Below are 12,579 nucleotides of genomic sequence, written 5' to 3' on the forward strand. Positions count from 1 at the left end.
GTACGACGCATGGCGATCACGGCATGATGACGGCAATTACATCGGCCTGTCTGCCGATTACCAAAAACTGTCACCGAGCGCCGCTAAGCTTTCGCCACCCTCACAACCGGGATTCCCGCCATGCGTTCGACAATCCGCCTGTTTGCCCCGCTATTGCTGCTCCCGACGCTCGCCGCGCCGGTATTTGCCGCCACTGCCGCGCCCGTCAGCGCGAACTGCGGCGGCAGCACGACGCCGATCGCCGATATCCAGGGGCCGGGCGCACCGTCGCCGCTCGCCGGTCAGAACGCATCGATCGAAGCGGTCGTCACTGCCGATTTCGGCGGCACGGACGGCTTCGGCGGCTTCTTCGTCCAGCAGGCCGACGCGCAGCGCCGCAACCAGCCGGGCGTGTCCGAAGGCCTGTTCGTCTATGCGCCGAAGGTGCGTGCGAAGGCCGGCGATCTCGTGCACGTGACGGGCAAGGTCGAGGAGAAATACGGGCAGACGCAGCTCACGCTGTCGGGCGCGATCGCGGTGTGCGCGAACGGCCAGACGGTCACGCCCGCGACGCTCACGCTGCCGGTCGACAGCCCGAACGCGTTCGCCGCGTACGAAGGGATGCGCGTGCGCCTGCCGCAGACGCTGAACGTCACCGACAACTACGAGCTCGGCCGCTACGGCAGCGTGATGCTGAGCAACGGCCGCCTGCGTACGCCGACGAGCGTCGTGCCGCCCGCGCAGGCCCGGACGCAGATCGATGCGAACGCACGCAACCGCCTGATCCTCGACGATGGCTCGAACAAGCAGAACCCCGCGACCGTGCCGTATCCGGCGCCGGGCCTCGCGGCCGCGAACACGCTGCGCGCGGGCTACACGGTGCGCGACGTCGAAGGCGTGCTCGAGGTGCGCTATGGCGCATGGCGCGTACAGCCGCTGCCCGGCGCGGCCGTGCCGGTGTTCGACAAGCGCGAGAACCCGCGCACGAACGCACCGGCGCGCGATCCGAAATCGAACCTGCGCGTCGCGTCGTTCAACGTGCTCAACTACTTCAACGGCAACGGTCTCGGCGGCGGCTTCGACGATCCGGACAACCGCGGCGCGAAGACGTTCGAGGAATTCCAGCGCCAGGAAGCGAAGATCGTCAGCGCGCTGAAGGCGATCGACGCCGACGTGATCGGCCTGATGGAAATCCAGAACAACGGCTACGGCGAACTGAGCGCGGTGCGCCAGCTCGCGGCGAAGCTCGGTGCCCAATGGCGCGTGGTCGATCCGGGCACGTCGCGGCTCGGCGGCGACGCGATCTCGGTCGCGATGATCTACGACAGCCGCAAGGTCGAACCGGTCGGCCGCGCGGCGACGCTCGCGATCGACGACAAGAACCGCCAGCCGCTCGCGCAGTCGTTCCGGCTGGTCGGCGGCAACAAGCAGGCGCTGACGGTGGCCGTGAACCACCTGAAGTCGAAGAACTGCCCGGATGCCACGAACGACGATCTCGACCAGGGCGATGGTCAGGGCTGCTGGAATCCGACGCGCACGCGCGCGGCGGCGAAGGTCGCCGACTGGCTGGCCGGCAACCCGACGGGCGTCAAGAGCCAGGGCGTGCTGCTGATCGGCGACTTCAACAGCTACACGTACGAAGACCCGATCCGCACGCTCGAATCGCGCGGCTACCGCAACCTCGTCGCGCGCTGGATCGGCGCGAACGCGTACAGCTACGTGTACAACGGCGAAGCCGGTTATCTCGACCACGCGCTCGCGACGCTGCCGCTCGCGTCGCACGTGAAGGCCGTGCACGAATGGCACATCAACGCGGACGAGCCGCTCGCGCTGCAGTACACGCTCGCGTACAAGTCGGCCGAGCAGCAGAAGACGTTCTACGCGGCCGATGCGTATCGTTCGTCGGATCACGATCCGGTGCTGATCGATATCGCGCTGCCGGGCGGCGGGAAGTGATCGTGGCGTGAGTCATCGCAACGGGCGACGTGCGGCGATGCCGTACGTCGCCGTGCGCACGGCAAAGCCGTTCGAATGCCGGGTAAATAATTCCTCGAAATATTAATCGAACCGGTATTTTATGGATGACGCAGTGCACACCGGAACTGCAATTGAAGCGTGATCGAAGCGAATCGAATCGCTGAATGGCATATATGTCGCGGCATCGCATTAATCGATCGGCGATAATAAAAATGAAAGAAATGCCCGCTCGATCCGAAGGCCTTGGATGCGCCGCGTCAATACAGGAAAGGCTGCTGCTTTGCGCGAGAAAGGCAAAATACTCGACGCGGCAATGCCGATAACGCGTACCTTGCACGAATAATTCCGTTTTCTTTCAAATTCCAGACACTGTCCGCCCTTCGCATCATTGCGGGAATTTTAATATCCGAATGATCTTTGACAACGCGGCGCGGCACCGCCTATTTTTGTGGTGTCGTAAATTTTAGTCATATAAAAGTTGGCCAAACTGCAGGGGGCGCGTCCGAGCACCATTCTCGCCAGCAGTTTTCTGTGTCTGTATCAAGTTCAGTCTCTGAGAAGTCCCATCCCCAATCGCCGACTGCCGACCGTGCAACGCGAGTGGCGGGTCGGCCTGCGCGTGTCGCAGGCGTTGGCGGCCTTTGTGACGCGGTATCCGAAGCCAAAGGAAAGAGATGAAACCAGACAGGAGCAGTACCGGCAGCCGCCGTGTTCGTCGCGGCCGGCTGGCCGGGCTAGGCGCATTGACCTTCATGACACTGGCGCTCGCGGCGTGCGGCGGCGACGATTCGTCGTCCGTCGGCGCGTCGAGCCTCGCGCAGGCCACCGCGAGCCGGCAGGCCAGCGCGCAGGCGGCCGGTACGCAGGCGCCGGCCGCCAACCAGCCGTACGTCGACCCGGTCGCGTACTCGATGAACGCGACCGACGGCCTCGCGCCGTCGCAGGTGTCCGAGAAGGCGGCCGTCATGCATTACCAGTGGACCGGCGGCGGCAAGACGATCGACTACACGACGACCACCGGCCACCTGACCGCGCAGGACGCTAACGGCAATGCGGAAGCGTCGATGTCGTATGTCGCGTACACCGCGCCCAGCACGAACGGCAAGCCGCGCCCGGTCACGTTCGTCTACAACGGCGGGCCTGGTTCGTCGTCGATCTGGCTGCGGCTCGGCTCGTTCGCGCCGACCCGCGTGGCCACGCCCGACCCGCTGTTCGGCAACAACTGGCCGAACTATCCGCTCGTCGACAATGCGGAGAGCCTGATCGACACCACCGACCTCGTGTTCATCGACCCGCCCGGCACCGGGCTGTCGGAAGCCGTGTTGCCGAACACCAACCAGAAGTACTGGGGTTCCGACGTGGACGTGAACATCATGCGCGACTTCATTCAGCGCTACCTGAACGTCAACGGCCGCGGCACGTCGCCGATCTACCTGTACGGAGAATCGTACGGCACGCCGCGTACCGACATGCTCGCGCTCGCGCTCGAATCGGCCGGCGTGCACCTGACGGGGATCGTGCTGCAGTCGGCGATCCTGAACTACTTCGCGGATGCAGTGGAAGCGGTGGCGATCACGCAGTCGACCGAAGGGCTGCTGCTCGATACCGATACGGTGGCCGGCTATCTGCCCGGCTATGCGGCGGTCGCCGCGTACTTCAACCAGGTGTCGCCGGCGCCGGTGAACCAGGATCTGTACGCACTCCAGACGGAACTGTTCACGACGCTGATCTACAGCCAGTTGCAGAAGTACTCGCAGTCGTGGGTATTGAGCCAGCTCGGCATTCCGGATGCGCTCGGCACGCCGGTGTTCCCGAGCGATGCGACGCTGAGGCTGTGGTCGATCCCGTCGAGTCTCACGCAGCAGGCGCTGCGCGACTACTTCAACGCGAATCCGTTCGGCACGAGCCTCGTGCCCGGCACGACGATCGGCCGGTATGACGGGCGCGTGTCGCTGCCGAATTCCGACCCGCGGCTGCAGAACGACGGCGATCCGTCCGACATCCTGATCTCGCAGCCGTTCACGAACGCGCTCGCGACGCAGATGCCGGACTACCTCGGCTATACGGCCCCGAACGCGACGTACCTGCCGCTGAACGACGACATCATCGGCGTCTGGGACTTCTCGCACGACGGCCAGCCGATGCCGGACACGATCCCCGATCTGCTCGGTGCGCTGCAGCTCAACCCGAAGCTTCGCGTGCTCGCGGAGAACGGCTACCACGATCTCGCGACGCCGTTCTTCAACACCGAGAAGCAGCTCGCGCGGCTGCAGACGGTGAAGGGCCTGCATCCGAAGCTGCAGGTGAATTTCTTCCAGGGCGGTCACATGATCTATCTGGACGACGTCGCCCGTCCGCTGATGAAGCGGGATTTGCAGACGTTCTACAAGGGCGCGCGGATTCCGACGGCGCTGACGCTGCACATGCTGCCGCCGCCGTGGCCGGATGAAAACCCGCCGAGCGTACCGACCGGCAGCGCGCCGGGTGCGACGACGGCGACCACGCTGGCGGCCGCCCCTTGAGCGACGGAGTCCTTATCAAAGGAACCTTCTATTCATCCATTGAATGCGAGCGATCATGTCCCTAATCCAATTGATGCGGCGTATGTCTCCGTTGATCGTGCTCGGCGCCGTGATGAGCACTGCCTACGCGTTGCCGCCGCAGGCGGTGGCGCCGGTGAAGCTGCCGCACGGCGGGCGCGGTGTCGACGGTCCGTTCTTTCCGGCCACGCGGGCGGCGCCGGTGTTGCCGTCGACCGGCGCGACGTTGCAGCAGCAGGCGCAGCAGCGCGTCGACGCGCGGCTCGGCGCCAATACCGTGCTGAGCAACGGCGCGGCCGTGACGAAGGCGCAGGCGCAGAGCAGCGGGCTCGGTTTCGTGTCGAAGCACTTCGACGAGATCGACGCGAAGCACACCGGTCGCGTGACGATGAGCGATGTGCGGCAGTTCATCCGGCAGCGGCAGGTGCAGGCGCAGCAGGAACAGCAGGACGAGTGATGTAGCAGGCAGGGTGGCGGCCGGCGCGGTTTTCCATCGCGCGGGCCGGCTTCGTGCCTGAACGCAGGGGGGGCGGGTGTAGTGGCGGGCGGTTTACGCCGTGCGTCGTTCGGACAGCCGATTCCACAGCATGCCGGAGCGGCTGCCGCTGCGGCAATACGCGAGCACCGGCTTCGGCAGCGTGTCGACCAGCGCGCCGAACGCGTCGACTTCCGCGTCGCCGATGCGGTCGCGTTCGACCGGCAGGTAGCGCGCGTCCATGCCCAGTTCGCGCGCGGCAGCGGCGATCTCCTCGAACGCCGGCTGATCCGCGCCTTCGCCGTCCGGCCGGTTGCAGATCACCGCACGGAAACCGGCATTGCGGATCGCCTTCAGGTCGGCCGGCGTGATCTGCCGCGACGCGGTGAAGCCGGTCGCCGCCGCCGACCGACATTGCTCGATCGCCCGCGCGAAACAGGCGACCGCGAAGTCGACCTCCTGTTCCGTCGTGAAACGCCCGAAACTGATGCGCACGGTGCGGCCGGCCGTTTCCGCATCGAGACCGATCGCGGTCAGCACGTGGGACGGCGCGCCGCTGGTCGAATTGCAGGCGGAGGTGGACGACACGGCAAGCGCTTCGCCGAGCATGAACGGGAAAAAGCCCTGCGCATGTACCGTCAGGCTCAGCGTGTGCGGGATGCGGCGGGCCGCGGCTGCGTTCTGCGTGACGTCGCCGAGCGCGAACAGCGCGTCGGTGAGCCGCGCGCCGAGCGCCGCGATCCGTGCGGCTTCGCCGTCGAGTTTGTCGGCGGCGAGTTCGCATGCGACGCCCATGCCGACGATCTGATGCGTGGCGAGCGTGCCCGAACGCAACCCGCGCTCGTGGCCGCCGCCGTGGATTTGCGGGGCGATCCGGCTCGCGATCTCGCGGCGGACGAACAGCGCGCCGATGCCCTTCGGGCCGTACACCTTGTGGGCGGACATCGACATCATGTCGATGCCGAGCGCGCGCACGTCGATCGCCGTCTTGCCGAGCGCCTGCGCGGCGTCGACGTGGAGCAGCGCGCCGGCCGCGTGCACGATGCGAGCGATCGCGCCGATGTCGGTCAGCGTGCCGATCTCGTTGTTCACGAGCATCAGCGACACGAGCCCGGTGTCGGGGCCGATCGCGGCCGCGACTGCGTCGGCGGTGATTTCGCCGTGCGCGTCGGGCGTCAGGAAAGTGACCTGCATGCCGTGCTTCGACAGGTTCGCCATCGTGTCGAGAATGGCCTTGTGCTCGAGGCGGCTCGTGATCAGGTGACGCTTGCCGGTCGCGTTTTCCGCATAGCCCTTCAGCGCGAGGTTGTTCGATTCGGTGGCGCCGGACGTCCAGACGATTTCGTCAGCATCCGCGCCGATGAGTGCGGCGACCTGTGCACGGGCGTGCTCGACCTTGTCTTTCGCGAGCCGGCCGGCGACGTGCGAGCTGGATGCGGGGTTGCCGAAGATGCCGTCGAAGCCGAGGCAGGCCGTCATCGCTTCGATCACGCGGGGATCGGCGGGGGTCGTGGCTGCGTAGTCGAGGTAGTGCAGCGGGGGGGTGTCGCTCATGTCCGTCTCTTGCTGATTGCGTAGTGACGGAAATGATACGGGGGACAGAAGGGAAAAAGGATCCAAAGTTGGCTGAGGATTCAGCTGTAAGTGGAATTAATTTGTCTTTTTATGGGAAGTGGGGGAATTTGTTTCTCCACGGGTTCGCTGGCCGGAATCGTCGCGATTACGTCGCCCCATCGAGGCCGGGTTGGGTCGATAACCGGTGCGCATCCCGTACCCATGCCAGCAGCGCCTGCTCGTACCTCGACGGAATCGTGACCGTGAGCGTCGTGAGGCGGGCGGCGTTGCATGGCAGATCGAGATAGCGTCGCCAGGCTTTTCGCACAAGTTGCGACATCGCGGAGTGCGTCATGCCGAGTTCGGCGGCCAGCGCCCGTTGTGATCGGCCCTTCACGAAAATCTCGTGCAAGGCCCACTGGTTCAGCGGCTTGATCCGCGTATCCTGCATCCGCAACAGCCGAAACTGTTCGTCGGTCATGCGTCGGGGCGTCGGCATTCAGACCCGCCCCGAATGTTGAAGCGACGAGATCAATTCCGCGCCGCACGAAGTCTTGTGGCCGTCGAACGCGGCGGCCCCGCCTTCGATGTCGAAGGCCGGGTCGCCTTCGGCAATCGTGCAGGCGCCATGAATCGGACACGAGCACGCGTCGCCGATACGAGCGACCGCGCGCCCCATCACCGTGCTTTTTCGGGCGCCGGATTCGACCCGGCCGCCGTGGGTGTGCGTATCTTCTACCCGGATAATTCCCCGCATGGGATTCCGTCCTCCAAATGGTTTGAGGTCTGACGCGGGGATCACGTTCGGACGAAGCGATTTGCCGCGCCGGTGTGCGTCACCATGAATAGCCCTGCATGCCGTAATTTGTGTCGTGTCGGCGGCCCCACCACGGCAGGTAGGCATTGTTGCCGCCGCGTGCGCGGAACCAGTCCTTGTCGGGATCGATCGGCGTGAGCTTCGACGGTGGCCGGACAACGACCGCGACGGGATGCTCGGGATCGGTCGTGCCGGCGACGAGTGCGTTGCCGCCGAAGTGGTTGATCCGGCCGATGGCGAGCGCGACATCTGTCAGTGCGCTGCCGGTTCCCATGTCGCCAAGTAGGGCGGCCGTGTTGAATGTCTGTTTGCGGTGGTCGTATTCGGGGAGGGTTTCGGTCAACGTCTGCGCGAGGGTGGCAAGGCGCGCCGACGATGCGTCGCTGCCTTTACCTGCGTCGTGAACGATGTAGTTGACGCCGGTTGCCGCGATGCCGGCATTGCGCGCCGCTTGCTCGAGGGTCGCCTTCCACGCCTGCACGGCGCGGGTCGTACCGGCCTTCCTCGGAAAATCGACCGTGTTGCCGGTTGCGGCCTTGCCGATCCACGCGAGCGGTTCGCGCTCGGTGTTGAAGGTCGGACCGGCGAGGAAGAGCGTGACAAGGTTCTCGTTGATCTGTGCATCCGTGGGCGGGAAGTTAGGTGCGTCCCAGTTCACTACCCAGACGCTCTTGTCGGGATTCGCCTGCAAATAGTCCAACGCGTTGCTCAATGAAGTGAATCCGGCGTTCGCGTCGCCTTGCGTGATTTGTACGTCGGGGAGCGTGTTGCGGCTCCACATCGTTGGAAAATACCGATTCCCGATCGAAAACGTCCTTCGAATCGAGTCCTGCAAGTAGCTTTGCGATTCGGCCGCGTCGAGTCGTTCCGGAATCGCAAGCTCGACACGGATGCCAGCCAACTCACGCCAGTTCTTTTTATCGTCAGGTTTGACCGTGTAGAAGTATTTCGCGTTGCTCGCGTAGCGCGAGTGAAGCAGCAGCGGGAACTTGGTCATGTACTTGCGATAAAAACCTCTGAATGTTTCTGCGCCTTCGTTACCATATACCAGCGCGCCAATCGATTGAAGCGTTGTAAAGGACTTCGGATCGGTTCGCACCATGTCGTCGTTCTTGTTCGGAGACGCGAGTCCTTGCGTCCACAGCAGTTGCCATTCGGTCGGGTAGTCCATGCGTTGCAACGGATTCAACCAAATGAGTCCGACGACCTGGGCAAAGAATGGCTTCGCCGGCTCTTCGACGGAGGGAGCTGCGTTCGCTATTGGTTCAGCGGCAGGTGCGGAATGCGCCGAGCGCATCATGGCCGTCGAGAACAGAAACGCCACAAGTGCCACCAAACTAGGGACAACTACAAATCGTTTCACCCCACCTCCTGCTGCTCTATACAACATCTACGTTCACATTTAACGCGCTGCCGTACCGGTGTGCATCACCATGAATAGCCTTGCATGCCGTAATTCGTATCGTGTCGACGGCCCCACCACGGCAGGTAGGCATTGTTGCCGCCGCGTGCGCGGAACCAGTCCTTGTCGGGATCGATCGGCGTGAGCTTCGACGGTGGCCGGACAACGACCGCGACGGGATGCTCGGGATCGGTCGTGCCGGCGACGAGTGCGTTGCCGCCGAAGTGGTTGATCCGGCCGATGGCGAGCGCGACATCTGTCAGTGCGCTGCCGGTTCCCATGTCGCCAAGTAGGGCGGCCGTGTTGAATGTCTGTTTGCGGTGGTCGTATTCGGGGAGGGTTTCGGTCAACGTCTGCGCGAGGGTGGCAAGGCGCGCCGACGATGCGTCGCTGCCTTTACCTGCGTCGTGAACGATGTAGTTGACGCCGGTTGCCGCGATGCCGGCATTGCGCGCCGCTTGCTCGAGGGTCGCCTTCCACGCCTGCACGGCGCGTGTTGTGCCGACCTTCTGCGGAAAATCATGCGTGTTGCCGGTTGCGGCTTTGCCGATCCAGGCGAGCGGTTCGCGCTCGGTGTTGAAGGTTGGGCCGGCGAGGAACAGCACGACAAGGTTCTCGTTGATCTGTGCGTCCGTGGGCGGGAAGTTGGGCGCGTCCCAGTTCACTACCCAGACGCTCTTGTCGGGATTCGCCTGCAAGTAGTCCAACGCGTTGTTCAATGAAGTGAATCCGGCGTTCGCGCCGCCTCGCGTGATTTGTACGTCGGGAAGCGCGCTGCGGCTCCACATCGTCGGGAAATGTGGGTTGCCGATAAAGAAGGTTTTTCGGATCGGCTCTGCCAGGTATTCGCGCGCGATAGCCGGATCAAGGCGCTCAGGAACTGCACCCTCGATGCGAATCCCGGAAAGTTCGCGCCAATCCTTCTTGTCATCCGGTTTTACTGTGTAGAAATACTTGGCGTTCATCGCGTAACGACTACTCAATAGGCCGGGAAATTTTTCCATGTACTTGTGGTAGAAGCCCTTGAATGTCTCCGTGCCGCGATTCCCATAAGCGATTCCGGCTACCGATTGCAACGTAGTGAAAGACTTCGGCTCTGTGCGCACCATGTCGTCATTCTTGTTCGGCGAGGCAAGCCCTTGCGTCCACAGCAGTTGCCATTCGGTCGGGTAGTCCATGCGTTGCAACGGATTCAGCCAGATCAACCCGACAACCTGTGCCACAACCGGCTTCACCGATTCTTCGGTGGTCGGAGTTGCATTTCCTACTGGCTGCGGGATAGGGGCGGAATGTGCGGAATGCACCATGGCCGTGGTGAACAGAAACACCACGAGCGCCACTAGGCCGGGTACGACGACAAATCGTTTCATCCAATCTCCTATTTCCAATTGTGCGGGGTCCGGTTGTTCTACGTGCGCCATCAGGGAGGCCATGAGTAGGGCTGCGATCATCCATGCCGCCACCGCAACGGCAACACGTCGCGGCCATTCGGCGATCAGCGCCTTCATATCGCTCCCCCGACCTTCAGATAGAACTGATCTTCTCGTTCATTCGTGATCGCGTCCGGCATCTTGCCTTCACTGCTCTCAGCATGTACCCACTCATGTATCGGTAGGTCGTCAATTGCACCACTGGCAAAGTACTCTCCATATTTCTTGTTCGGATGGTCATCTGGAATCCCGCCGCACATCCGCCAATCCGCCTCAATTCGCAGGTCGTAGAGCTGCTCGGGCGTCAGATAGCAAACCCCGATCGCCACATCGTACGCAAGCGCCTTTCTGGCATGCTTCGGATTGGTCATCGTCGTGGAGTGATTCGTCGGGCTGTTGGTCGAACCACGATCGAGCCAATCGACAATCTGCTTGTCGCGCCATTCCTTGTAGCCCTCCGGCATTTCGCTCTTGCCGTCCTCACCGATCACGTGGCCATCCCCATCGAGCCATTCCGTATTCAGCGTGCGCCGCGCTTCCATCCGCATCAACGCGCGATCCTCATAACGCTGTCCGGCTTCGCTCTCTGCCGTACCTTGCGCGACGCTGTCATTGTTCTTCGCCTTGTACTGATCGTAGGGATCATCAGCGCGCTTGTCGGCGTCTGTCTTGCTTGCGTCGCGCCATGCGGCCGGCGGATCGTTGCCTTCGTTGAAGTCGCTTGTCGCATTGCCGTCCTTCGTTTCGATGGGCTTGCCGAACCGCAACGCCTTCGGCGGGAACGGTTCGTCGAGTGCCGGAGCGTCCGCCACCACGCTCCAGCCCTTCGGCGGATTGGCGTTCACGCGGAACATATTCAATGCCGAGCTGATCTGGGTCACGAAAAACATGATCGGCGCGGATGCAAGCGTGGCCGCCACCCCGAACACGGACTCGTTTCCCTTGAGTGCACCGATGAGATTGAACTTGGCCGGCGGCGAAGGCGGATACCAGAATCCCGACGTCGTTCCCTCTTTGCCATGCCGCCAGTCATCCTCCCGATACCGATAGCGTTTCTGCACGCCAACCTTGAAGCCGGAGGCAAAGACGCGCTGCGTCAGCACGCCGGGGACGCTGATATCGTTCAGTTCGTTCTCGTCGATGCCGCGCCAGCCGATGCCTTGAACCGTGACCGCCGAAATCACCTGATCGTGCGGACAGCAATACGCGGTGACGCGACCATACGTCGATCCGTTCAGGCCGTGGCGAATCCGATCCTCTTGCGCCGAATAAGACCGCTTGCTGGTCGGCGATACCCGTTCGTTGGCCATGTCTTCATCGATCTTGTCGGTGGAAAGTTCGTATGCCTTACGAGTGCCGATGATCGACAGAAACTTGCCGAATGTTTTCGTGCGCGCGGCGTAGGTCTGCCGTCCGCGACGACCGCTGCCGTCCCTGGTCGCGCGTTGCGACCAGGTATCCATGAACGTATCGGATGGATTTGGGCCATCTGCGCGCGCAAGACTGTACGGCGCATTAGCCAGTACGTAGGCATCCGCCACGCAATGCCCGCTACGTCCCCACGGATCTTCGACATCGGGCAGTGCATCGCCGAAGAACGCCGCCGTCAGGCCCACGATGTTGCCCTGGCTATGGCATACGACGGTAATCGGCACGTCGGCCTGCATGCGGCGAATCGACTCGATCAGCCTCGCGAGGCGCAACGCCGCGAGCACGCCATATGCGCGGGGCGGCGCGCGATACAGCGGCCGGTTGGTCGGGTTGATCCCCTGGACGGTCAACCACCCGGCCGCGCGGTCGTCGAGGCCGCCGTGCCAGAGATCGGGCAGACTCGCGCAACCGTTCGTGAACGGGCCGCCGCCCCAATAGTCCTTCTCGTTCAGGAAAATCTTGTCGCCGTACTCTTTCAGCTCTGCGGCGGTTGCCCGATAGCCCCATCGGAAATGAATGACGGGAGAGAAGGACGGGTCAGATTTGATGTAATTGCCGGACCAAAGCTTCGGATTCAGAAACCCGTCCGGCGTCACGCTTTCCGTGTACTTCGCCGGCACCAATTGCCCGGCGTCGATGCCGTGATACATCAATTGATCGTCCAGCCGCCCAAGCCGGCGATTCAGGCCATCGCACAGCCCTTGCTCGGCGGCTTCAAACCATTCGCCTTCGGAGTTCACGCCATGGACGAAGATGACGACACCAGGCAACGGCATTTGCTTGATACAGATCAGCCGGGTGTCTTTCGTCCACATCGAGACTCCGTCGCTCCGACCGACGACGATCTGAGGTGGCTCCGGGCGCGACGCAGCCGCGTCGGGCACATCGGCCCGCGAGGCGTGCTCGTCGGTGCGTGCGTCCTCTTCCGGCCGAGGATCGAGAGATGAATCAATCATCCGGACTCCTGCGCTTGC

At 63.3% G+C, this 12,579-nt stretch carries 9 protein-coding genes; 3 read left to right on the top strand and 6 right to left on the bottom strand.

The window, feature by feature from the left end; genetic code table 11:
- Window positions 1–120: 120 nt before the first annotated feature.
- The 3 genes from JYG37_RS23245 to JYG37_RS23255 all read left to right on the top strand — a co-directional run bounded on the left by JYG37_RS23245 (window position 121) and on the right by JYG37_RS23255 (window position 4,953).
- Window positions 121–1,935 carry an ExeM/NucH family extracellular endonuclease gene (locus JYG37_RS23245; RefSeq protein ID WP_124631798.1) on the top strand — a complete coding sequence of 605 codons (1,815 nt, stop codon included), beginning with the start codon at window positions 121–123 and terminating at the stop codon, window positions 1,933–1,935.
- A 695-nt stretch (window positions 1,936–2,630) separates the two neighbouring features.
- Window positions 2,631–4,478, top strand: a complete 1,848-nt coding sequence (locus JYG37_RS23250; protein WP_089488979.1) for a S10 family serine carboxypeptidase-like protein — start codon at window positions 2,631–2,633, stop codon at window positions 4,476–4,478.
- Window positions 4,479–4,560: 82 nt separating this feature from the next.
- The gene (locus JYG37_RS23255) at window positions 4,561–4,953 is read left to right on the top strand and encodes a 2-oxoglutarate dehydrogenase (protein WP_245170090.1); all 393 of its coding nucleotides are present in this window, start codon (window positions 4,561–4,563) and stop codon (window positions 4,951–4,953) included.
- Between the two features lie 93 nt (window positions 4,954–5,046).
- Here the strand turns inward: JYG37_RS23255 and JYG37_RS23260 are convergent, their stop codons facing one another.
- The 6 genes from JYG37_RS23260 to JYG37_RS23285 form a co-directional block, all read right to left on the bottom strand.
- Window positions 5,047–6,525, bottom strand: a complete 1,479-nt coding sequence (locus JYG37_RS23260; RefSeq protein ID WP_124654139.1) for an aminotransferase class V-fold PLP-dependent enzyme — start codon at window positions 6,523–6,525, stop codon at window positions 5,047–5,049.
- Between the two features lie 166 nt (window positions 6,526–6,691).
- Window positions 6,692–7,006, bottom strand: coding sequence for a TrfB-related DNA-binding protein (locus tag JYG37_RS23265; protein WP_050017699.1), 315 nt, complete (start codon window positions 7,004–7,006; stop codon window positions 6,692–6,694).
- Window positions 7,007–7,024: 18 nt separating this feature from the next.
- Complete coding sequence (locus tag JYG37_RS23270; protein ID WP_050017691.1) at window positions 7,025–7,282, bottom strand: PAAR domain-containing protein; 258 nt, start codon at window positions 7,280–7,282, stop codon at window positions 7,025–7,027.
- Window positions 7,283–7,361: 79 nt separating this feature from the next.
- Window positions 7,362–8,705 carry a virulence factor gene (locus JYG37_RS23275; RefSeq protein WP_213346503.1) on the bottom strand — a complete coding sequence of 448 codons (1,344 nt, stop codon included), beginning with the start codon at window positions 8,703–8,705 and terminating at the stop codon, window positions 7,362–7,364.
- A 65-nt stretch (window positions 8,706–8,770) separates the two neighbouring features.
- Window positions 8,771–10,252 carry a virulence factor gene (locus JYG37_RS23280; protein WP_249746074.1) on the bottom strand — a complete coding sequence of 494 codons (1,482 nt, stop codon included), beginning with the start codon at window positions 10,250–10,252 and terminating at the stop codon, window positions 8,771–8,773.
- Window positions 10,249–12,561, bottom strand: coding sequence for a T6SS effector phospholipase Tle3 domain-containing protein (locus tag JYG37_RS23285; RefSeq protein ID WP_213346505.1), 2,313 nt, complete (start codon window positions 12,559–12,561; stop codon window positions 10,249–10,251). Before JYG37_RS23285 ends, JYG37_RS23280 begins: the two co-directional genes overlap by 4 nt.
- Window positions 12,562–12,579: the final 18 nt, after the last annotated feature.

The organism is Burkholderia sp. LAS2, from assembly GCF_018417615.1.
GTDB lineage: Bacteria > Pseudomonadota > Gammaproteobacteria > Burkholderiales > Burkholderiaceae > Burkholderia > Burkholderia sola.

What these genes read in the sequence shown, in the direction of transcription:
- JYG37_RS23245 (WP_124631798.1), top strand. Translation starts at nt 121, where the DNA reads ATGCGTTCGACAATCCGCCTGTTTGCCCCGCTATTGCTGCTCCCGACG.
- JYG37_RS23250 (WP_089488979.1), top strand. Translation starts at nt 2,631, where the DNA reads ATGAAACCAGACAGGAGCAGTACCGGCAGCCGCCGTGTTCGTCGCGGC.
- JYG37_RS23255 (WP_245170090.1), top strand. Translation starts at nt 4,561, where the DNA reads ATGTCTCCGTTGATCGTGCTCGGCGCCGTGATGAGCACTGCCTACGCG.
- JYG37_RS23260 (WP_124654139.1), bottom strand. Translation starts at nt 6,525, where the DNA reads ATGAGCGACACCCCCCCGCTGCACTACCTCGACTACGCAGCCACGACC.
- JYG37_RS23265 (WP_050017699.1), bottom strand. Translation starts at nt 7,006, where the DNA reads ATGACCGACGAACAGTTTCGGCTGTTGCGGATGCAGGATACGCGGATC.
- JYG37_RS23270 (WP_050017691.1), bottom strand. Translation starts at nt 7,282, where the DNA reads ATGCGGGGAATTATCCGGGTAGAAGATACGCACACCCACGGCGGCCGG.
- JYG37_RS23280 (WP_249746074.1), bottom strand. Translation starts at nt 10,252, where the DNA reads ATGAAGGCGCTGATCGCCGAATGGCCGCGACGTGTTGCCGTTGCGGTG.
- JYG37_RS23285 (WP_213346505.1), bottom strand. Translation starts at nt 12,561, where the DNA reads ATGATTGATTCATCTCTCGATCCTCGGCCGGAAGAGGACGCACGCACC.